The organism is Streptomyces sp. NPDC051907 (assembly GCF_040681075.1).
In the GTDB taxonomy this organism is placed as follows: domain Bacteria; phylum Actinomycetota; class Actinomycetes; order Streptomycetales; family Streptomycetaceae; genus Streptomyces.
Genome location: NZ_JBFAYB010000026.1, coordinates 23,446 through 44,799, shown reverse-complemented (window position 1 = coordinate 44,799; position 21,354 = coordinate 23,446). Strand labels below are relative to the sequence as shown.

At 71.4% G+C, this 21,354-nt stretch carries 20 protein-coding genes; 14 read left to right on the top strand and 6 right to left on the bottom strand.

Annotated elements, in window-relative coordinates:
* The first annotated feature begins 84 nt into the window (after positions 1-84).
* Both AB0M39_RS16625 and AB0M39_RS16620 read left to right on the top strand, forming a co-directional pair.
* Positions 85-1,227 (top strand): glycosyltransferase family 4 protein, encoded by a 1,143-nt coding sequence (locus AB0M39_RS16625; protein ID WP_365364766.1) that lies wholly within the window; start codon positions 85-87, stop codon positions 1,225-1,227.
* A 175-nt stretch (positions 1,228-1,402) separates the two neighbouring features.
* The gene (locus AB0M39_RS16620) at positions 1,403-3,025 is read left to right on the top strand and encodes a GMC oxidoreductase (RefSeq protein ID WP_365364764.1); all 1,623 of its coding nucleotides are present in this window, start codon (positions 1,403-1,405) and stop codon (positions 3,023-3,025) included.
* Between the two features lie 98 nt (positions 3,026-3,123).
* On the opposite strand, the gene AB0M39_RS16615 is transcribed toward AB0M39_RS16620, so the two are convergent.
* Entirely contained in the window at positions 3,124-4,920 is a 1,797-nt protein-coding gene (locus tag AB0M39_RS16615) for an AMP-dependent synthetase/ligase (RefSeq protein WP_365364762.1), read from the bottom strand.
* A gap of 313 nt (positions 4,921-5,233) precedes the next feature.
* Here AB0M39_RS16615 and AB0M39_RS16610 point away from each other — a divergent pair, with 313 nt between their 5' ends.
* From AB0M39_RS16610 to AB0M39_RS16585, 6 genes are all read left to right on the top strand, one after another.
* Positions 5,234-5,989: a metallophosphoesterase gene (locus tag AB0M39_RS16610; protein ID WP_365364840.1), complete on the top strand. Its 756-nt coding sequence runs from the start codon at positions 5,234-5,236 to the stop codon at positions 5,987-5,989.
* Between the two features lie 91 nt (positions 5,990-6,080).
* Complete coding sequence (locus tag AB0M39_RS16605) at positions 6,081-6,530, top strand: SRPBCC family protein (RefSeq protein ID WP_365364760.1); 450 nt, start codon at positions 6,081-6,083, stop codon at positions 6,528-6,530.
* Positions 6,530-7,888: an ArsA-related P-loop ATPase gene (locus AB0M39_RS16600; protein ID WP_365364758.1), complete on the top strand. Its 1,359-nt coding sequence runs from the start codon at positions 6,530-6,532 to the stop codon at positions 7,886-7,888. The genes AB0M39_RS16605 and AB0M39_RS16600 overlap by 1 nt, the downstream gene beginning before the upstream one ends.
* A gap of 66 nt (positions 7,889-7,954) precedes the next feature.
* Complete coding sequence (locus AB0M39_RS16595; protein ID WP_365364756.1) at positions 7,955-8,440, top strand: DUF5304 domain-containing protein; 486 nt, start codon at positions 7,955-7,957, stop codon at positions 8,438-8,440.
* Between the two features lie 65 nt (positions 8,441-8,505).
* Entirely contained in the window at positions 8,506-9,447 is a 942-nt protein-coding gene (locus AB0M39_RS16590; RefSeq protein WP_365364754.1) for an ROK family glucokinase, read from the top strand.
* Positions 9,448-9,806: 359 nt separating this feature from the next.
* Complete coding sequence (locus AB0M39_RS16585; RefSeq protein ID WP_365364752.1) at positions 9,807-10,559, top strand: endonuclease/exonuclease/phosphatase family protein; 753 nt, start codon at positions 9,807-9,809, stop codon at positions 10,557-10,559.
* A gap of 57 nt (positions 10,560-10,616) precedes the next feature.
* Here the strand turns inward: AB0M39_RS16585 and AB0M39_RS16580 are convergent, their stop codons facing one another.
* A complete protein-coding gene (locus AB0M39_RS16580) occupies positions 10,617-11,252 on the bottom strand; it encodes a hypothetical protein (protein WP_365364750.1) in 636 nt (211 codons plus the stop codon).
* Positions 11,245-12,024 carry an alpha/beta fold hydrolase gene (locus tag AB0M39_RS16575; protein WP_365364748.1) on the bottom strand — a complete coding sequence of 260 codons (780 nt, stop codon included), beginning with the start codon at positions 12,022-12,024 and terminating at the stop codon, positions 11,245-11,247. The genes AB0M39_RS16580 and AB0M39_RS16575 overlap by 8 nt, the downstream gene beginning before the upstream one ends.
* Before the next feature lie 183 nt (positions 12,025-12,207).
* Between AB0M39_RS16575 and AB0M39_RS16570 the strand changes: the two genes are divergently transcribed.
* From AB0M39_RS16570 to AB0M39_RS16555, 4 genes are all read left to right on the top strand, one after another.
* Positions 12,208-12,996 (top strand): lysophospholipid acyltransferase family protein, encoded by a 789-nt coding sequence (locus tag AB0M39_RS16570; RefSeq protein ID WP_365364838.1) that lies wholly within the window; start codon positions 12,208-12,210, stop codon positions 12,994-12,996.
* A 27-nt stretch (positions 12,997-13,023) separates the two neighbouring features.
* Positions 13,024-14,250, top strand: a complete 1,227-nt coding sequence (locus tag AB0M39_RS16565) for a DUF5931 domain-containing protein (protein ID WP_365364746.1) — start codon at positions 13,024-13,026, stop codon at positions 14,248-14,250.
* A gap of 89 nt (positions 14,251-14,339) precedes the next feature.
* Complete coding sequence (locus AB0M39_RS16560; RefSeq protein WP_365364836.1) at positions 14,340-14,987, top strand: response regulator transcription factor; 648 nt, start codon at positions 14,340-14,342, stop codon at positions 14,985-14,987.
* 189 nt (positions 14,988-15,176) lie between these two features.
* Positions 15,177-16,205 carry a 6-phosphofructokinase gene (locus tag AB0M39_RS16555; RefSeq protein ID WP_365364744.1) on the top strand — a complete coding sequence of 343 codons (1,029 nt, stop codon included), beginning with the start codon at positions 15,177-15,179 and terminating at the stop codon, positions 16,203-16,205.
* Between the two features lie 274 nt (positions 16,206-16,479).
* On the opposite strand, the gene AB0M39_RS16550 is transcribed toward AB0M39_RS16555, so the two are convergent.
* Both AB0M39_RS16550 and AB0M39_RS16545 read right to left on the bottom strand, forming a co-directional pair.
* A complete protein-coding gene (locus tag AB0M39_RS16550; protein WP_365364742.1) occupies positions 16,480-18,417 on the bottom strand; it encodes an anthranilate synthase family protein in 1,938 nt (645 codons plus the stop codon).
* Positions 18,418-18,517: 100 nt separating this feature from the next.
* Positions 18,518-18,574 carry a trp operon leader peptide gene (locus AB0M39_RS16545; protein ID WP_365364834.1) on the bottom strand — a complete coding sequence of 19 codons (57 nt, stop codon included), beginning with the start codon at positions 18,572-18,574 and terminating at the stop codon, positions 18,518-18,520.
* Between the two features lie 227 nt (positions 18,575-18,801).
* Here AB0M39_RS16545 and AB0M39_RS16540 point away from each other — a divergent pair, with 227 nt between their 5' ends.
* Together AB0M39_RS16540 and AB0M39_RS16535 are read left to right on the top strand one after the other, a co-directional pair.
* Complete coding sequence (locus AB0M39_RS16540; RefSeq protein ID WP_365364832.1) at positions 18,802-20,148, top strand: class II 3-deoxy-7-phosphoheptulonate synthase; 1,347 nt, start codon at positions 18,802-18,804, stop codon at positions 20,146-20,148.
* Between the two features lie 146 nt (positions 20,149-20,294).
* On the top strand, positions 20,295-20,561 hold the full coding sequence (locus tag AB0M39_RS16535; protein WP_365364740.1) for a (2Fe-2S)-binding protein: 267 nt from the start codon (positions 20,295-20,297) through the stop codon (positions 20,559-20,561).
* A gap of 163 nt (positions 20,562-20,724) precedes the next feature.
* On the opposite strand, the gene bfr is transcribed toward AB0M39_RS16535, so the two are convergent.
* Positions 20,725-21,204: a bacterioferritin gene (bfr, locus tag AB0M39_RS16530; protein WP_365364738.1), complete on the bottom strand. Its 480-nt coding sequence runs from the start codon at positions 21,202-21,204 to the stop codon at positions 20,725-20,727.
* Positions 21,205-21,354 lie beyond the last annotated feature (150 nt).

Below are 21,354 nucleotides of genomic sequence, written 5' to 3'. Positions count from 1 at the left end.
TCATGGGTGAATGGGGGTGCCCATGATGCCCGGCGAGGCTGCTGGTGAGCGATGAGGCAGGGCCGTTCGGTACTGTCGGCCACGATGCACAAGACCCTGATCGTGACCAACGACTTCCCGCCCCGGCCCGGCGGCATCCAGGCGTTTCTGCACAACATGGCGCTGCGTCTGGACCCCGAGCAGCTCGTCGTCTACGCCTCCACCTGGAAGCGGAGCCGTGAGGGCGTCGAGGCGACCGCCGCCTTCGACGCGGAGCAGCCGTTCACCGTCGTACGGGACCGTACGACGATGCTGCTGCCCACCCCGCGCGTCACGCGCAGGGCGACCCAGCTGCTGCGCGAGCACGGCTGCGAGTCCGTGTGGTTCGGCGCCGCCGCCCCGCTCGGTCTGATGGCGCCCGCCCTGCGCAAGGCGGGCGCGCGGCGGCTGGTGGCCACCACGCACGGCCACGAGGCGGGATGGGCGCAGCTGCCCGCCTCCCGGCAGCTGCTGCGCCGGATCGGCGAGGGCACGGACACGATCACCTATCTGGGCGAGTACACGCGCTCCCGCATCGCCGCGGCGCTGACCCCCGAGGCGGCCGGCCGCATGGTGCAGCTGCCGCCCGGCGTCGACGAGAAGACCTTCCACCCGGACTCGGGCGGCGACGCGGTCCGCGCCCGTCTCGGCCTCGCGGACCGGCCGGTCGTGGTGTGCGTCTCGCGCCTGGTGCCGCGCAAGGGCCAGGACACGCTGATCCTGGCGATGCCGGCGATCCTGGCCCACGTTCCGGACGCGGTGCTGCTCGTGGTGGGCGGCGGTCCGTACGAGAAGGAGCTGCGCAAGCTCGCCCGGGAGACCGGCGTCGCCGACTCCGTGCGCTTCACCGGGCCCGTCCCCTGGGCGGAGCTCCCGGCGCACTTCGGAGCGGGCGACGTGTTCGCCATGCCCTGCCGCACCCGCAGGGGCGGCCTGGACGTCGAGGGCCTGGGCATCGTGTACCTGGAGGCGTCGGCGACCGGCCTGCCGGTCGTCGCGGGCGACTCGGGCGGCGCGCCCGACGCCGTGCTCGACGGCGAGACGGGCTGGGTGGTCCGCGGCGGCTCCGCCGAGGAGTCGGCCGAGCGGATCGTCGCGCTGCTGAAGGACCCGGAGCTGCGGCGGCGCATGGGGGAGCGGGGGCGGGAGTGGGTCGAGGAGAAGTGGCGCTGGGACCTGCTGGCCGACAGGCTCCGGGCGCTGCTCTGACGCCGGGGCGGGGCTGACCGATACCCGCCGGGGCGGACGCCGGCGGGGCGCAGGGCTTCGGACACTTCCCGCCGCGCGACACTTCGCTGATCTGCGTACACTCTTTTTTGATGGGTCGTCAGTTTTAGGCCTCGCGGGTCTGGGCGGAAGACCGAATTCCGCCCATGCTCCGGACATGACACCACTTCTGACGCGCCGTCAAATCCTGGGCGTAGCAGCCCTGCAGACCGCGGCCGCGCTCGGCTTCACCCGTATCGGTCTCTCCTCGGCGACAGCCGCCGAGGAGCCCGCGTCCGCCGACTACGCCCCCGCCGTCGTGATCGGCTCGGGCTACGGCGGCGCCGTGGCCGCCCTGCGCCTCGGCGAGGCGGGCGTGCGCACCCTCGTCCTGGAGATGGGCCGGCTCTGGAACACCCCGGGCCCGGACGGAAAGGTCTTCTGCTCCACCAGCGCCCCCGACAAGCGCTCCATGTGGTTCCGCACCCGCACCGAGGCCCCGCTGGCCACCTTCCTCTGGCTGGACGTCGTCAACAGGGCCATCAGCCCCTACCCCGGCGTCCTGGACCGCGTCCGCTACGCCGAGATGTCCGTCTTCGTCGGACGGGGCGTCGGCGGCGGCTCGCTGGTCAACGGCGGGATGGCGGTCACACCGCTGCCCGCGTACTTCTCCGAGGTCCTCCCGCGGGTCGACGCGGGGGAGATGTACGGAACGTACTTCCCGCGCGCCCGCCAGATGCTCGGCGTCAACACCGTCGACCCGGCCTGGTTCGAGTCCACGGAGTGGTACCGCTTCTCCCGGATCTCCCGCAAGCACGCCCACAACGCCGGGCTGAAGACCGTCTTCGTGCCCAACGTCTACGACTTCGGCTACATGCAGCGCGAAGCCGCGGGCCAGGCGACGAAGTCGGCGCTCGCCGGCGAGGTCATCTACGGCAACAACCACGGCAAGCGCAGCCTCGACAAGACCTACCTCGCCGCCGCGCTCGGCACCGGCAACGTCACCATCCAGAGCATGCACCGGGCCAGAGCCGTGCGCAGAGAGCCCGACGGGACCTATGTCCTGACCGTCGATCGCCTCGACGACACGGGCCGGGCCGTGGAGACCCGCGAGATCGGCTGCCGGCAGCTCTTCCTCGGCGCGGGCAGCCTCGGCACCACCGAACTCCTGCTGCGCGCACGGGAGAAGGGCACGCTGCCCGCCCTCGACGCCGAGGTCGGCAGAGGCTGGGGCCCCAACGGGAACGTGATGACCGGCCGCGCCAACCACCTCTGGGACACCGTCGGCGCGAACCAGGCGACCATGCCCGCCATGGGCATCGACGACTGGGCCAACCCGGCCAATCCGGTCTTCGCGGAGATAGCGCCGCTGCCGATGGGGTTCGAGCACTGGATCAGCCTCTATCTGGCGATCACCAAGAACCCGGAGCGCGGCTCCTTCGTCTACGACGCGGCGAGCGACTCCGCGAAGCTCGCCTGGACCCGGTCGCAGAACCAGCCCTCCGTCGCCGCGGCCAAGTCCCTCTTCGACCGCGTCAACCGGGCCAACGTCACGATCTACCGGTACGACCTGTTCGGCGGGAACAAGACCTTCGCCGACGACTTCACGTACCACCCGCTGGGCGGGTGCGTGCTGGGCCGCGCCACGGACGACTACGGCCGCGCCAAGGGCTATGGCGGGCTGTACGTCGTCGACGGCTCGCTGGTCCCCGGCTCGATCGGGGTCAATCCGTTCGTCACCATCACCGCGCTCGCGGAGCGGAACATGACCCGGATCCTGGCGGAGGATCCCAGCGGATGAGCGTGGGCGAAGCCGAGAGCGGCCGCCCGGACCTCCGGACGACCGCTCACTGCCTCTGCCTGCTACCGCCTGCTCTGCCCGCTCTGCCCGGCCGCCGATCAGCCGCGGTAGATCGCCTCGACCTCGTCGGCGAAGTCCTTCGCCACCACGTTGCGCTTCAGCTTCAGGGAGGGGGTGATGTGCCCCGCCTCCTCGGTGAACTGGGAGCCCAGGATCCTGAACTTCCGCACCGACTCCGCCTTGGAGACGGCCGCGTTGCCCTCGTCCACCGCCCGCTGGACCTCCGCGAGCAGATCCGCGTCCTCGCGCAGCGAGGCGGCCGTCGAACCGGCCGGCTTGCCGTGGTCCGAGGCCCAGCGCCCCAGGAACTCCTCGTCGATGGTGACCAGCGCGCCCACGAACGGGCGCCCGTCGCCCACCACCATGCACTCCGCGACCAGAGCGTGGGCGCGGATGCGGTCCTCGATCACCGCGGGAGCGACGTTCTTGCCGCCCGCGGTGACCAGGATCTCCTTCTTGCGGCCGGTGATGGCGAGGAAGCCGTCCTCGTCCAGGGTGCCGATGTCGCCGGTGTGGAACCAGCCGTCGGCCAGCGCCTCGGCGGTCGCCGCCTCGTTGTTCCAGTAGCCGCTGAACAGGTGCTCGCCGTGCAGCAGCACCTCGCCGTCGTCCGCGATCCGCACCACCGAGCCCGGCAGCGGCTGACCCACCGTGCCGATCTTCTGCCGGTCCCACGGGTTGAACGCGGTCGCCGCACACGACTCGGTGAGGCCGTAGCCCTCGAGCACGGTGAAGCCGATGCCGCGGAAGAAGTGCCCGAGCCGCTCGCCCAGCGGCGCGCCGCCGGAGATCGCGAACTCGCCGCGCCCGCCCAGCACCGCGCGGAGCTTGCTGTAGACGAGCCGGTCGAAGACCTTGTGCTTGAGCTTCAGCCCGAGCGGCACGCCCTGCCCGCTGCCGAGCGCCTTGCTGTACGCGATGGCCGTGTCGGCGGCCTTGTCGAAGATCTTGCCCTTGCCGTCCGCCTGGGCCTTGGCCCGCGCCGAGTTGTAGACCTTCTCGAAGACGCGCGGCACGCCGAGGATCATCGTCGGCTTGAACGAGGCGAGCTCGTCGGTGAGGTGCTTGATGTCCGACACACAGCCGAGCTTGATCGGGGCCATGGCCGGCGCCAGGGCGACCATGCGGCCGAACACGTGCGCGGCGGGGAGGAAGAGCAGCACCGAGCTCTCGCCGGTGCGGAACAGCGGCTTGAGGCGCTCGACCAGGTTGCCGCACTCCGCGAAGAACGCGCGGTGGGTGAGCACACAGCCCTTGGGACGGCCGGTGGTGCCCGAGGTGTAGACGATCGTCGCCGGGTCGTCGGCCTTGGCGACCGCGCTGCGCTCGTCGACCGTCGCGTCGGAGATCTCCGCGCCGGCGGCGTTCAACTGCTCGACCGCGCCCGCGTCGATCTGCCAGACGCTCTTGAGGGCCGTCAGGCCCGCGCGCACCGACTCGACGGCGGCGGCGTGCGCGTCGCTCTCCACGATCACCGCGACCGCTCCGGAGTCGCCGAGGATCCACTGCACCTGCTCGGCGGAGCTCGTCTCGTACACCGGCACGGTGATGCCGCCGGCGCTCCAGATCGCGAAGTCCAGCTGCACCCACTCGTAGCGGGTGCGGGACATCAGGGCGACGCGGTCGCCGGGGCGGATGCCGGCGGCGATCAGACCCTTGGCGGCGGACCGCACCTCGGCCAGGAACTGGGTCGCGGTGACGTCGGTCCACGCGCCCGCGACCTTTCTGCCCATGACCGCGGTATCCGGGTGCTGCGTGGCATTGCGGCGGATCAGATCCGTCAGATTGCCGTCCGAAGGGACCTCGTACAGGGCCGGAAGGCTGAACTCGCGCAAGACTGCTGCTCCTCATCGGGCGCCGGCGCCACGGCTCTGTGTGATGCACCGGCTGCGGTCCAAGATCGGGCGGGTGCTCAGTGGGGGTGAGCACGACTGGACTGCCCGGACGTTACCCACCAGTACTAGGTTCCGGATAGGGGGTTCCGGCCAGATGTTCGCTGCGTCACACGCATATGGCAGTACTTCGCGCAGAGTAGTCCACCCCGGTGACGACCCGGTAGAACGGCTGGTCGGCCCGCTCTACCCAGGCGTAACTCCGAGTCCTAGGGTGATCGCCATGCGAGGCGTGAAGCAAGGCACCCGGATCCATGTGATCAGCGACGTGCACGGCAATGCCAGAGATCTCGCCACGGCGGGCGACGGCGCGGACGCGCTGATCTGCCTCGGCGACCTCGTGCTCTTCCTCGACTACGCCGACCACTCGCGCGGCATCTTCCCCGATCTGTTCGGCGTCGAGAACGCCGATCTGATCGTGGAGCTGCGCACCGCCCGCCGCTTCGACGAGGCCCGCGAACTGGGCCGCAGGCTCTGGGCCGAGCTCGCGACGGACCGCGAGAGCGCCATCGAGTCGGCGGTGCGCCGGCAGTACGCCGAGCTGTTCGCCGCCTTCCCCGCGCCGACCTACGCCACCTACGGCAATGTCGACATACCGTCTCTGTGGCCCGAGTACGCCCGCCCGGGGACCACCGTCCTCGACGGCGAGCGCGTCGAGATCGGCGGCCGCGTCTTCGGCTTCGTCGGCGGCGGACTGCGCACCCCGATGCGCACCCCGTACGAGATCTCCGACGAGGAGTACGCCGCCAAGATCGAGGCCCTCGGCGACGTCGACGTCCTGTGCTCGCACATCCCGCCCGACGTGCCGGAGCTGACGTACGACACCGTCCCCCGGCGCTTCGAGCGCGGCAGCCGCGCGCTGCTGGACGCGATCCACCGCACCCGGCCGCGGTACGCGCTGTTCGGCCACGTCCACCAGCCGCTCGTCCGCCGGATGCGCATCGGCGCGACCGAGTGCGTGAACGTCGGCCACTTCGCGTCGAGCGGACGACCCTTCGCGCTGGAGTGGTGAACGGGGTCCGCACGGGCGCCGCCTCCGCGCGCGGTAGCCTGCACACACACATTCACCCTCGGTTCGTACCGCACTGTGAGGAGCCGCAGCGATGGCGGAACACACCAGCTCGAGCATCACGATCGAGGCGGCGCCGGCCGACGTCATGGGCGTGATCTCCGACTTCGACCGCTACCCCGAGTGGACCGGCGAGGTGAAGCAGGCCGAGGTGCTCGCCACCGACGCCAAGGGCCGCGCCGAGCAGGTGCGGCTGGTGCTGGACGCCGGCGCGATCAAGGACGACCACGTCCTCGCGTACACCTGGAACGGCGAGATGCAGGTCAGCTGGACCCTGGTGAAGTCCCAGATGCTGCGCGCCATCGACGGCTCGTACACCCTCGCGCCGGTCGGCGCGGGCGACCGCACCGAGGTCACCTACCAGCTGACCGTCGACGTCAAGATCCCCATGCTCGGCATGATCAAGCGCAAGGCCGAGAAGGTCATCATCGACCGCGCCCTGGCCGGTCTGAAGAAGCGCGTCGAGAGCAAGCCCGCCGCCTGATGCGCAAGGTCCTCGTCACCGGCCTCGGCGGCGCGGGCCGCACCACCGTCGCCGCGGCCACCGCACTCGCCGCGGCGCGCGCCGGCAAGCGCACCCTCTTCCTGTCGGCCGACCCCGGCGAGGTCCTCGGCGCGCCCGTCGCGGGGAGTCCCGGCGAGCCGCACCCCGTCGCGGACGGCCTGTGGGCCGCCCGCATCGACGCCGGCGCCGACTTCCGCGCCGAGTTCCTCAGCCTCCAGGAGCGCGGCTCGGCCGCCCTCGACCTGCTGGGCGCGCGGCCGCTGGAGGACGAGGAGCTGACCGACCTGCCCGGCAGCGAGCAGTTCGCACTGCTGCGCGCGCTGACCGTGGCCGCCCGCGGCGACTGGGACGTACTGGTCGTCGACATGCCCCCGCTGCACGAGACGATCGCCCTGCTCGCCCTGCCCGAGCAGCTGCGCCGCTATCTGCGCCGGCTGCTGCCGCCGGAGCGGCAGGCGGCCCGCGCCCTGCGCCCGATGCTCGCCCAGCTCGCCGGCGTGCCGATGCCCGCCCAGTGGCTGTACGAGACCGCCGAGCGCTGGGACACGGAACTGGCCGGCGTCCAGTCGGTCGTCGACTCCGAGAACACCAGTCTGACCGTCGTCGCCGAGCCGGGGCCCGCCGCCGGCGACGCCCTGAAGGTCGCGCGCCCCGGGATGGCGCTGCACCAGATGGGCGTCGACATGATCGTGGCCAACCGGCTCGTGCCGGACGCGTCGGCCGACGTCTGGGTCGCCGGGCTCCGCGCGCAGCAGGACAAGTGCGTGAGCGAGTGGCACTCCTGGCTCCCGGCCGGCTCCGTGTGCTCGGTGCCCCACCTGGGCCGCGACCCCCGAGGCCTGGAAGACCTCGCCCTCCTGCACGCCGAGGCGCTGTGCTCCTCCTTCGAGGCGCACTTCGCCGACGACGAGGACGACCCGGTGCTGGACGGGCTGACCATGGCCCTCCACTGGGACAGGGAGGAGCGGCGCGCGAGCTCATGGCGGGTCGAGGACGTGTACGCGGAGGCGTTCGCCGCGCTCGAGCAGAAGCGCGCCCTCGCGGACACGGACAACCACTGGTACGGCAGGAACGGCGTCCTCCGCGCGGAGCTGGACGAGGAGCCCGTCGACGACGGCACGCTCGTCTGGCACATCGCGCTGCCCGGCGCCGTCAAGGAGCAGCTGACCCTGGTCCGCCGAGGGGATGAACTCCTGATCACGGTCGGACCGTTCCGCAGGATCGTTCCCCTGCCGTCCGCGCTGCGCCGCTGCACCGTGGCGGGCGCGGCGCTCGAGGACGGCGAGCTGAGCGTGCGCTTCAGCCCCGATCCCGACCTGTGGCCCCGCGCCCGCTGAACGCGGTACGTCCGTTCGGGTAACGTCGAGCGTACGAACCTCTCAGTCCTGCCGCAGGAGTACGCCATGAGCGATGCCACCGAGCGTCCCACCGCCGATTCGGACGCCTGGGCCGAGGCGTGCGCAGAGGATTTGGCGGCGGAGAAGGCCCGCCGCCGCGCTCAGTACGGGCAGCACGGCCAGGAGCCCGGCTCCGCCGCCGAGGAGCTGCGCAAGCTCTTCGACGTGGTCGCCGACAAGGTCACCGCCCTCCAGACGTCGCTGCCCGGCCTGGCCGCGCAGAACGCCGTACAGCAGCTGGTCACCCAGGCGAAGTCCGCCGTCGAGCCGGTCATCGAGCGCAACCCCGAGATCTTCGACCACCTCGCGGCGGCCGGCAACGAGCTCCTCGCCGCCTATCGATCGGCAGTCGAGGGGCACGAGCGACGCTGGACCCAGGGGCCGGACGGGCCCCGCAGCGGCTCCGCGAGCGACCCCAGGACCGGCTCCAAGGACGCTGAGGACCCCCGCGACGACGGTCCCGGGGCGAGCGAGCACATCGACCTGGACTGACCAGGCGGCGCCCGCCCTCGGGTACGGTTGGCCATAGCGGGGCTCGACCGAATACTGAGGGACACATGGGACTCACCATCGGCGTCGACATCGGCGGCACGAAGATCGCGGCGGGCGTTGTCGACGAAGAGGGCGCCATTCTCGAGACGCACAAGGTGCCGACGCCGTCGACTCCCGAGGGAATCGTCGACGCGATCTGCGCTGCCGTCGCCGGAGCCGGCAAGGGACAGGACATCGAGGCCGTGGGCATCGGCGCCGCGGGATACGTCGACGACAAGCGCGCCACCGTCCTGTTCGCGCCGAACATCGACTGGCGGCACGAGCCGCTCAAGGACAAGGTCGAGCAGCGCGTCGGCCTGCCGGTCGTCGTCGAGAACGACGCGAACGCGGCGGCCTGGGGCGAGTACCGCTTCGGCGCCGGCCAGGGCCACGAGGACGTCATCTGCATCACCCTCGGCACCGGCCTCGGCGGCGGCATCATCATCGGCAACAAGCTGCGCCGCGGGCGCTTCGGCGTGGCGGCGGAGTTCGGCCACATCCGGGTCGTGCCCGACGGTCTGCTCTGCGGCTGCGGAAGCCAGGGCTGCTGGGAGCAGTACGCCTCCGGGCGCGCCCTGGTCCGGTACGCCAAGCAGCGCGCCAACGCCACCCCGGAGAACGCGGAGCTGCTGCTGAGCCTCGGCAACGGCACGGTCGACGGCATCGAGGGCAAGCACATCAGCGCCGCGGCCCGGCAGGGCGACGCGGTCGCGATCGACTCCTTCCGCGAGCTGGCACGCTGGGCGGGCGCGGGCCTGGCCGACCTGGCCTCGCTCTTCGACCCGTCGGCGTTCATCGTGGGCGGCGGCGTCTCGGACGAGGGCGAGCTGGTGCTCGACCCGATCCGCAAGTCCTTCCGCCGCTGGCTCATCGGCGGCCGCTGGCGCCCGCACGCCCAGGTCCTGGCGGCCCAACTGGGCGGCAAGGCAGGCCTGGTAGGCGCGGCAGACCTGGCCCGCCAGGGCTGACCCCGCCCGAACCCTGCAACCCCAAGCGCCGACCGAGCTTCCTCTGCCCGGTCGGCGCGGGTGTTTGCCTATCCAGCGGGGCCTACTCAGCCCCGGTAGGTGCCCGGGTGCGGGGGGCACACTCAGCCCCGTGGGGGTCCCCCCGGACGAAGTCTGGGGGAGTTTGAGGCGCGGGGTCCGGGGCAGCGCCCCGCAAGGGCCTGCACAGTCCGGTCCGGCCGCGGTCTAGGGCTCGGTACCTCAGCCCCGCTGGGCGCCGGGGGTCCGGCGCAGCGCCCCGCAAGCCCCCGCACCACACCCCCGCACCACACCCCCTCGCCACCCCAGAATCCCGCCCCACCCCGCGTATCTTGACCCCCATGGCGATCACCCCATTGCCCAACTCCCGCACCGAACCCGACGGTTCCGCCCTCATCCGGGTCCTCAGCTACAACATCCGCTCCCTGCGCGACGACGAGGACGCCCTCGTCCGCGTCATCCGCGCCTGCAGACCCGACCTCGTCTTCATCCAGGAAGCCCCCCGCTTCTTCCGCTGGCGCAAGCACGCCGCCCGCCTCGCGGCCAAGAGCGAGCTGGTCGTGCTGACCGGCGGGGCGACCGCGACCGGCCCGATGCTGCTCTGCTCACTGCGCGCGACCGTCGAGCGCACACAGGACGTACTGCTGCCGCTCACCCCCGGCCTGCACCGACGAGGCTTCGCCACCGCCGTCGTACGGATCGCCGGCACGCGGCTGGGCCTGCTCAGCTGCCATCTGAGCCTGCAGAGCGACGAGCGCTACGCCCAGGCCGGGATGCTGCTGGAACAGCTCAAGGCGATGGACGTGCCGTACGCCGTCGCCGCCGGTGACCTCAACGACCGGCCCGGCGGACGGACCTTCCGCAGACTGGCGGGAAGCCTCCAGGACTGCCGGGCGGTCGCGCCCTGGGGAGGCGAGCACACCTACTCGCCGGGAGACCCGCACCAGCGGATCGACGCGATCTTCGCGACGGACGGCGTCGAAGTCCTGGGCTGCGGAGTGCCGTCGGGCCTGCCCGGCGTCACCGAGGCAGACCTGCGCGCGGCGACCGACCACCTACCGGTCCTCGCCGCGCTCCGCGTCCCCGCGCTCTGAGCCCGCGCTCCGCGTCCCCGTGCTCTGAGCCCGCGCTCCGCGTCCCCGCGCTCTGACTCAGACGACCGCGCCGCGGCCCGGATCGTCGTCGTCCTCGTCGTCGCCGTGCGCCATCCGGGCCACCAGGGTGACGAACCCGCCCAGGAATCCGCCCACGCAGAGCGTGGTCAGCCACCACGTCATGTCCCACTGCAGCAGCACCGCGACCAGCATGAGGACCGGGCCGCCGACGACCGCGAGCCAGGCGAACTTGGCCGTGGCGTCCGCCTCCGGCAGCGGAGGCGGCTCCGGCGGCACGAAGTGGCCCTCGTCGCTGTCGTCTAGGTCGTCGTCCTTGGGCTCGGCGATCTGGTAGTCGCGCGGTCCGCCCGCGCCGCCGACGCCGGGCGCGAAGGTGATGGAGCTGCCGAGCGCGGGCTTGTCCGCGCCGGACTCCTCGTCCTGCGCCTTCTCCGCCTCCCGGGACGAGTCTTCCCGGGACGAGTCGTCCTTGGGCGCCTGGCCCTTGGACGCCTGGCCCTTGGGCGTCTCGTTCACATCGCTCTCGAGCAGGGCGAGATCCTCCACCGACTTGAACGGCTTCGCCCCCGGCGGATCCGCCGGCTCCTCGCCGTACCCCGCGACGATGGCGGCCCAGGCGGCCTCCTCGTCGATCGGCTGCGGCTCCCGGTCCGCGTCGTGCTGCTCAGCCACCGGTCGTGCTCCCCTTCTTCCCGACACTAGGAGCGAGGCGGCCGATGAACGCGTAACTCTCCTCGAAGATCCGCTCCGCATCGTGGTCCAACGTCGCCACGTGGTAGCTCTGTTCCAGCAGGATCTCGGTGACGTCCGTCGAGGAGACCCGGCTGAGGACCCGCGCCGAGTCGGCCGGCGGCACGACGTGGTCCTGCGGGCTGTGCAGCAGCACCAACGGCTGGGTGACCTGCGGCAGCTCGCCGTCGACCAGCCGGAAGAAGTTCCGCAGGGAGTGCGCGGCGTGCAGCGGCACGCGGTCGTACCCGATCTCCTGCGAGCCCTCCTTGGCGATGTCGCTCGCGATGCCCTTCGTCGTGCGCACCAGATGGCGGACCACCGGCAGCGCGTGCGCCGCCAGTCCGTGCACCTTGTTGCCCGGGTTGACCAGGACGAGACCGCTGATCGAGTCGCCGTGCTTGGCGGCGAGCCGCAGGCTGAGCGCCCCGCCCATGGAGAGCCCGAAGACGAAGACCTGCTCGCACCGCTCGAGGAGCACCCGCAGCTCGCGGTCCACCTCCGCGTACCAGTCCTGCCAGCCGGTGAGCGCCATGTCCTCCCAGCGCGTGCCGTGTCCGGGCAGCAGCGGCAGGGAGACCGTGAGACCGCGCTCCGCCAGATACTCGGCCCAGGGACGCAGCGACTGCGGGGAACCGGTGAATCCGTGGCAGAGAAGGACGCCGACCTCTCCGCCTTCGTGGCGGTACGGCTCAGCTCCAGGAAGGACCGGCACCGGGGTCTCCCGTTCTGTTTGTGAGGCTTCTGTCAGCGAAGCGCGAAGGGTGTACTTCACCGTACGCGACCGGGCTGACACCGACCAGGTCCCTAGGGCCCCCAGCGCAGCGAGTAACGGCCCGCCACGGGTTAAGGTCTGTTCGACAGCACACAGGAGGCACTCGAGTTGATCTACGGCGCAATGAAGTTCTCCATCGGAGGGTCGCTGAAGCTTGCCTTCAGGCCATGGGTGGAGGGCCTCGAGAACATTCCCGCCGAGGGGCCGGCGATCCTCGCGAGCAATCACCTGTCCTTCTCGGACTCGTTCTTCCTGCCCGCGGTGCTGGACCGGAAGGTCACCTTCATCGCCAAGGCGGAGTACTTCACCTCGCCCGGCGTGAAGGGCAAGCTCACCGCCGCCTTCTTCAAGGGCGTCGGACAGCTCCCGGTGGACCGCTCGGGCGCCCGCGGCGCCGGCGAGGCGGCGATCAAGGCCGGTATAGACGTCATCGAGGGCGGCGGCCTCTTCGGCATCTACCCCGAGGGCACCCGCTCGCCTGACGGCCGCCTCTACCGCGGCAAGCCGGGCGGCCTCGCGCGCGTGGCCCTCGCCACCGGCGCTCCGGTCATCCCCGTCGCCATGATCGACACCGAGAAGATCCAGCCGCCGGGCAAGGTCGTCCCCAAGCTGATGCGCCCGGGGATCAAGATCGGCAAGCCGCTCGACTTCAGCCGCTACCACGGCATGGAGAGCGACCGCTTCATCCTGCGCTCGGTGACCGACGAGGTCATGTACGAGATCATGAAGCTCTCCGGCCAGGAGTACGTCGACATCTACGCCACCGCCGCCAAGCGGCAGATCGCCGAGGCGGAGAAGGCCGAGAAGGCGGCGGCCAAGGCTGCGGAGAAGGCCGAGAAGGCAGCGGAGAAGGCCGAGCAGTCCGACACGCCGGAGGACAAGCCGGAGAAGAAGGAACGGCCGGCCGCCTAGCCGCGTCGTCCGTCCTGGGGTGGGGAAATGGCCAAGCGCGAGCACGTCGTGCGGATGTCGGTCGAGCAGCCGCTGTGGCAGGCCCTGACCGGCTACCGCCTGCTGACCATGGTCTACGCGGTGCTGCTCTTCGCGTTCACCCGCGGCAAGTTCGAACGCCCCTGGGTGGCGGTCGCCTTCCTCGCGGTGATGGCGCTCTGGACGCTGGCCACGCTCCCCAAGGTGTCCAACGCGGCCCGCTGCACCAAGGGCTTCCTCGTCGCCGACCTCACGATCGCCCTCACCGGCATCATGCTCACCCCGCTCGCCGACGCCCAGGCGCAGACGGTCGACGGGCCCACCCTGCCGACGATCTGGACCGCGGGCTCCGTGCTCGCGTTCGCCATCAAGGGCGGCTGGCGCTGGGCGGGCTTCGCGTCCTCCTTCGTGGCCGTGGCCAACATCGTCGAACGCGGCGAGCCCAGCCGGGACACCTTCCACAACGTCCTGTTGGTCTGGGTGGCCTCTATAGCGATCGGCTACGTCGTCGAGGTCGCCCGCGCCTCCGAGCGCACCCTCGCCCGGGCCCTGGAGATCGAGGCGGCCACCCGCGAGCGGGAGCGGCTCGCCCGCGACATCCACGACAGCGTGCTCCAGGTGCTCGCCATGGTGCAGCGGCGCGGCACCGCGATCGGCGGGGAGGCCGCGGAGCTCGGCCGGATGGCGGGGGAGCAGGAGGTGGCCCTGCGCACGCTGGTCTCCAGCGGCCTGGTCCCCCCTTCGCGTGCGGCGGATTCGGCCGGCCTCGGCGGCGACCTGAGCGCTTTGTCGGCGCGGCGGCCGGACTCCGGCGGCGAAGAGCCGGACGCCGTCGGAGCGTGCGATGTGCGGACGCTGCTCGCGCCCCGGGTGAGCTCACGGGTTACGCTCGCGGACCCGGGCGCCCCGGTGATGCTCCCCGCCCGCGCGGCGGCCGAGCTCGCCGCCGCCGTCGGCGCCGCGCTGGACAACGTCCGCCGGCACGCGGGGGAGGAAGCCCAGGCGTGGATCCTGGTCGAGGACTGGCCGGACGAAGTGACAGTGACGGTACGAGACGACGGCCCGGGCATTGCGGAGGGCAGGCTCGCCCAGGCGGAGGGCGAGGGGCGGCTCGGCGTCGCCCTCTCGATCCGCGGGCGCCTGAAGGAGCTGGGCGGCACGGCCGAGCTGATCTCGGTCCCCGGCCAGGGCACAGAAGTCGAATTGAGAGTCCCCCGGGGGAAGGCAGCACGATGACGGACCAGCGGACGGACCGTCCGGCACGGCAGCAGACGGGCCAGACGGACCAGACGAGCCCTGCGGGCGCAGAGCAGACGATCAAGGTGATGGTCGTCGACGACCACCCGATGTGGCGGGACGCGGTCGCCCGCGACCTGGCGGCGGCCGGCTTCGACGTGGTCGCCACCGCCGGCGACGGCCCGCAGGCCGTGCGCCGCGCCAAGGCCGTCGCCCCCGACGTCCTCGTCCTGGACCTCAACCTGCCCGGGATGCCCGGAGTCCAGGTCTGCAAGGAGCTCGTCGGCTCGCAGCCCACGCTGCGGGTCCTGGTGCTCTCGGCCAGCGGCGAGCACGCGGACGTGCTGGAAGCGGTGAAGTCCGGCGCGACCGGCTATCTGCTCAAGTCGGCGAGCACCGAGGAGCTGACCGACGCCGTCCGCCGCACCGCCGTGGGCGACCCGGTCTTCACCCCGGGCCTGGCCGGCCTGGTCCTCGGCGAGTACCGCAGGCTGGCGTCCGAGCCCGCCCCCGCCGTCGGCGCCGACGAGCCCAAGGCCCCGCAGCTGACCGACCGGGAGACCGAGGTGCTCCGGCTGGTCGCCAAGGGGCTCTCGTACAAGCAGATCGCCGAGCGGCTCGTCATCTCGCACCGCACCGTGCAGAACCACGTCCAGAACACCCTGGGCAAGCTCCAGTTGCACAACCGCGTGGAGCTCGTGCGGTACGCCATAGAGCGCGGCCTCGACGACGCGTGACCGGCAGGGACGGGCGCGCACCGCTCCCGTCCCGGGCGCGCGTAACCCCCGCCCATTACCCGTACGAGTGAAAGACGTGCGTCAACCACCGCATGACGCCGAGGAATTGACCCTTCGCCCCATCCCTGAGTGACCTGGATCACCATTAGCGTGACGGTCATAAGGCTCACCAGGCGAAGGGAATCTTCCATGCGCGTCGGAGTACTGACCGGTGGCGGCGACTGCCCCGGGCTCAATGCCGTCATCCGTGGCGTCGTCCGCAAGGGCGTGCAGGAGTACGGGTACGAATTCGTCGGCTACCGCGACGGCTGGCGCGGCCCCCTCGAAGGGGACACCGTTCCGCTCGGCATCCCGGCGGTGCGCGGCATCCTGCCCCGCGGCGGCACCGTCCTCGGGTCCTCGCGCACCAACCCGCTCAAAGAAGAGAACGGCATCCGCCGTATCAAGGACAACCTCGCCAAGCACGAGGTGGACGCGCTGATCGCGATCGGCGGCGAGGACACCCTCGGCGTCGCCGCCCGGCTCCACGACGAGTACGGCGTCAAGTGCGTCGGCGTGCCCAAGACCATCGACAACGACCTCTCCGCCACCGACTACACCTTCGGCTTCGACACCGCCGTCGGCATCGCGACCGAGGCGATCGACCGGCTGCACACCACCGCCGAGTCCCATATGCGCGTCCTGGTCGTCGAGGTGATGGGGCGCCACGCGGGCTGGATCGCCCTCCACTCCGGCCTGGCCGGCGGCGCCAACGTCATCCTCATCCCCGAGCAGCGCTTCGACCTCGACCAGGTCTGCGCCTGGGTCACCTCGCGCTTCAAGGCGAGCTACGCCCCGATCGTCGTCGTCGCCGAGGGCGCGATGCCCAAGGACGGCGACGCGGTCCTCAAAGACGGCACGCTCGACTCCTTCGGGCACGTCCGGCTCTCCGGCGTCGGCGAGTGGCTGGCCAAGGAGATCGAGAAGCGCACGGGCAAGGAGGCCCGCACCACGGTCCTCGGCCACGTCCAGCGCGGCGGCACCCCGAGCGCCTTCGACCGCTGGCTGGCCACCCGCTTCGGCCTGCATGCGATCGAGGCGGTGCGGGACGGGGACTTCGGCAAGATGGTCGCGCTCCAGGGCACGGACATCGTGCGGGTGCCGATCGCGGAGGCGACGGCCAAGCTGAAGACCGTCGACCCGAAGCTGTACGAAGAGGTCGGCGTCTTCTTCGGCTGACCGACCGTCCCGGTTCGCCGGCTCGGCTGCCCGAGCTGGCTCTCGGCCGACCGGACCGGCGTGAGGCCTGGGGGTCCGGGGGCTCGACGCCCCGGACCCCGCGCCCCGCGGACGGCGGACGGCGGACGTCTACGAGACGCGTGCGTCCATAGGCGCACGCGACGTGGGTGCGCCTATGAGACTCGCGTGTCCGCCGCCCCCGGGCGCCTCAGACCCCGTGCCGCCTCAGACCCGCCCCCTCACACCCCGTGCCGCCTCAGACCCTGCGCCCCCCTCACACCCCGGACGGGCTGGACGCCGCCGTCACTCCGCTCAGCAGCTCCCGTACCAGGTCCGCGCCCCGCATCGTCAGCACCGACTCCGGGTGGAACTGGAGCCCGGCGAACCCCGGCCCGCGCAGCGCGTGCACATCGCCCGTGACCTCGTCCCGGCTCAGCTCGACGCCGTGCAGGGCCAGCTCCGCCGCGCTCTCCTCGTCGCCGCGCGCCGTGAAGCTGTTGTAGAAGCCCACCGTCTCGCGCTGCCCGAACAGGTCGATCCGCTCCTGCGCCCCCTGCTGCGGCGCGTCCTTCCGGACGATCTCCAGCCCCAGCTCGGCGGCCATCAGCTCATGGCCGAGGCAGACGCCCAGCAGTCCGTGCCCGTGCCCGCGCAGCAGCTCGGCGGCGAGCGACCGCAGAAAGCGCATCTTGGGATCGTCCGCGTCGGTCGGATCGCCCGGCCCCGGGCCCAGCACCACCGGGCCCGCATGGGCGAGCACCCGCTCCCGCAGCCCCGGCTCGTCGTACCGCCGTACCGTCACCTCGAGCCCCGAGGAGCGCAGCAGATGCGCCAGCATCGAGGTGAAGGTGTCCTCGCCGTCGACCACCAGGGCGTGGCCGGTCGGCTGCGCGGCACCTGCAAGAGCCCTCTGAGCAGGGGACACCCCGGCCTGCATCCGCAGCCAGAACGGCGCGAGGTCGGCCCGGCGGGCGTCGAGGGCGGCCCGCACCCGCGGATCCTCGGCGAGCCGGGGCGCCGCCGCGGCCTCGCCCGGCCGCCCCGGCAGCACCCCCAGCGCGGCCAGCACGCCCGCGGCCTTGGCGTGCGTCTCGGCGACCTCGCCCGCCGGGTCGGAGTGGCGCACCAGGGTCGCCCCGACGGGCACCCGCAGGCCGCCCTCGGCGTCGATGTCGGCGGTACGGATCAGAATGGGGGAGTCCAGCGTCTGCGTCCCGCCCGCGTCCGTGCCGAGCAGCGCCAGCGCGCCCGCGTAGTAGCCGCGCGCGACTCCGTCCGGCCCGAGGGGCTCGTAGCGCTCGATGACCCGGCAGGCGTTCTGCACCGGCGAGCCGGTGACCGTCGCCGCGAACATCGTCTCCTTCAGCACCTCCCGCACGTCCAGCGAGCTCTTTCCCCGGAGCTCGTACTCCGTGTGCGCCAGGTGGGCCATCTCCTTGAGCCGCGGACCGATCACGACGCCGCCCATGTCGCCGACGGTGCACATCATCTTCAGCTCCTCGTCGACGACCATGGAGAGCTCCTCGCGCTCCTTGCGGTCGTCGAGGAAGGCGAGCAGGCCCTCCGCGGTCGGCCCCTCGGCGGGATAGCGGTAGGTCCCGCTGATCGGGTTCATCACGACGGTCCCGCCGGACATCCGGACGTGGACCTCGGGGCTCGCGCCGACCAGGGTCCGCTCGCCGGTGTGCACGACGAAGGTCCAGTACGCGCCCCGCTCGCCGGCCAGCAGCCGCCGGAACAGGGCGAGCGCGTCGGCGCGGCCGAAGCCGGGGATGCGGCCGGTGTAGGTGCGGCGGACGACGAAGTTCGCCCCCTCGCCCTGGCCGATCTCGTCCTCGATCACCCGCCGGACGATCTCCGCGTACTCCTCGTCGTCGACGTCGAAGCCGCCGCCCTCCACGCGTACGTCGTGGGCGGGAAGGCTCTCCAGGGCCTCGGCGAGCGGGATCCGGGCGCTCTCGTCGGCGACCAGCACGGTCAGCGGCGTCCCGTCGTCGCGTACGTCGAAGCCGCGCTCTCTGATCTGGCGGAACGGGACGAGGGCGAGCGAGGGGTGTCCGTCGGCGGTGCCGACCGGGATGTCGGCGAGCCGCTCGGCCTCGTGCACGGCGCCGATCAGCACCTCGACGCTGTCGTGGTCGTGGCCGGGGGTGCGCCGGCGCAGCAGGGCGAACGGCGGGCAGTCGTCGTCGAGCAGTCGGCTGATGAGCATCCGGGGGTGTTCCTTCCTCAGGGGAGGAACGGCCGCTTCCCAGAAAACACTGAAGGCCGCCCCTCGGGCGGCCTTCGCGATCAGGTGTGCGCGCGATCAGTCAGTGGGCCGCCGGATGTGCGGTCCACCACCAGTTCTGGATCGATTGCGCGAACATGCCGCGACCCTAGCGTGTCTCGCGCCGCCACGTCTCGTTTGACTGTGTGTGAGTCGCTCCCCGCATCAGCGGGGATGGTCCGACGAGCGGGGGATACGACTCGAGATCCGCGAACTGCTCCCCGCGGCTGTGGGGCTGTCCTGGTGGGACGGTTCTGACCGATCTGTCTCACCAGGCGGGCGGCTGCCAATGCGGTTGGTAGGACCCCGTACGCTTGACCCGTGACCGTGAACGCTGATTCCCAAGCCGTCGCCAGTGCGACCTGGCGAGACCTGCCCGCGGCGCAGCAGCCCGAGTACCCCGATGCCGAGGCTCTGCGCGATGTCGTCGCGGACCTTGCGAGCTATCCGCCGCTCGTCTTCGCGGGCGAGTGCGACCAGCTGCGCGCCCGGATGGGAGCCGTCGCCAAGGGCGAGGCGTTCCTGCTCCAGGGCGGCGACTGCGCCGAGGCCTTCGACGCCGTGTCCGCCGACCACATCCGCAACAAGCTCAAGACCCTCCTCCAGATGGGCGCGGTGCTCACCTACGCCGCGTCCGTGCCGGTCGTGAAGGTCGGGCGGATCGCCGGCCAGTACTCCAAGCCGCGCTCCAAGCCCACCGAGACCCGCGACGGCGTGACGCTCCCGACCTACCGGGGCGACTCCGTCAACGGATTCGACTTCACCGAGGCCGCGCGCATCCCGGACCCCGAGCGCCTGAAGAGGATGTACAACGCGTCCTCCTCGACGCTCAACCTGGTGCGCGCCTTCACCACCGGCGGCTACGCCGACCTGCGCCAGGTGCATGCCTGGAACCAGGACTTCGTGAAGTCGTCCCCGTCCGGCCAGCGCTACGAGCAGCTCGCCCGCGAGATCGACAACGCGCTGAACTTCATGAAGGCGTGCGGCACCGACCCGGCGGAGTTCCGCACGGTCGAGTTCTACGCCTCCCACGAGGCGCTGCTCCTCGACTACGAGTCGGCCCTGACGCGTACCGACTCCCGTACGGGCGATCTGTACAACACCTCGGGCCACATGGTCTGGATCGGCGAGCGCACCCGGCAGCTGGACGGCGCGCACATCGAGTTCGCGTCCAAGATCCGCAACCCGATCGGCATCAAGCTCGGCCCGACCACCACGGTCGACGAGGCGCTCACCTACATCGACCGCCTCGACCCGGACCGCGAGCCGGGCCGGCTGACCTTCATCGTCCGCATGGGCGCCGACAAGGTCCGCGACAAGCTCCCCGAGCTGGTCGAGAAGGTCACCGCCTCCGGCGCGACCGTGGCCTGGGTGACCGACCCGATGCACGGCAACACCTTCGAGGCGGCCTCGGGCCACAAGACCCGCCGCTTCGACGACGTGCTCGACGAGGTCAAGGGCTTCTTCGAGGTCCACAAGGCGCTGGGCACCCACCCGGGCGGCATCCACGTGGAGCTCACGGGCGACGACGTCACCGAGTGCGTGGGCGGCGGCGACGAGATCTTCGTCGACGACCTGCACCAGCGCTACGAGACGGCCTGCGACCCGCGTCTGAACCGCAGCCAGTCCCTGGACCTGGCCTTCCTGGTCGCCGAGATGTACCGCGACCAGTAGTGACGGCGTGATGACGGTGGGGCGCGGATCGATGTGATCCGCGCCCCACGGTCGTTTCCGGGACTTTTGCCGACCCGATCGGGCGGGTAAGGTTAGGTTAGCCTCACCGATCATCGGGAGGACCGCCTACGATCCCCTCCCGGGAGGTGAACCGCGTGTACGTCTGCTCATGCTTCGGCGTTACCGAGAAGCAGGTCAAAGAACACGCGGCGGCGGGCGCCTGCACCCCCCGGCAGATAGCGTCGGCGTCCAAGGCGGGCACCGACTGCGGATCGTGCGTGCGCACCATCCAGTCCATCCTCGGCCGGGGCAGCTGCCCGCGGCGCGAGCTGCTGGAGCAGGGAAAGCCCGCACTCGCCGGCGAGACGGAGTTCGAGCCCGTCATGGCCGAGGCGCTCGACGAGGCTGCCTGAGGGCCAGGCTGCCCCAGAGCGGCCGACGTCTCGACGAGGCTGCCCGAGAGGCGATGGTGCCTGAGAGACCAGGCTGCCCGAGAGCGGCCGACGCCGCTCCGCTCAGCCGACCACCCCGCTCCCGCCTCCCCGCTTGCTGCCGGGCCGGCGGTCCGCGTGGCTGTCAGCTCTCCGGCTGCTCGATCAGCTGGGCGATGTAGAGCCCCTCGCCGAGCTTCTCGACCAGCTCCAGCTGGGTGTCGAGATAGTCGATGTGGTGCTCCTCGTCCGCGAGGATGCTCTCGAAGATGTTGGCCGAGGTGATGTCGCCCTTGGCGCGCATGACCTCGATGCCGCGCTTGAGGCGGTCGATCGCCTCCACCTCGACCTGGCGGTCCGCCTCGAACATCTCCGAGACGGTCTGTCCCACCCGTACATGGAACAGCCGCTGGTAGTTGGGCAGACCGTCCAGGAACAGAATCCGGTCGGTCAGCACCTCCGCGTGCTTCATCTCGTCGAACGACTCGGATCGCGTGTACTTGGCGAGCTTCGTCCAGCCGAAGTTCTCCTGCATCTTCGCGTGCAGGAAGTACTGGTTGATCGCGGTCAATTCGGCGGTCAGCTGCTCATTGAGGAACTCGAGGACCTCGGGGTCGCCCTGCATCGCAGAGGCTCCTTCCGCGCGTGTGGCTTGGCCAGGTGCGCGCATCCTCGCATCGCGACCGGTGACCGTCCAGTAAGTGCATGCTTAGTAGGAGTTGCCCGAATCGGGCCAGACCTGGTCATGACCACCCCTCGCGGTCTGTCACCATTG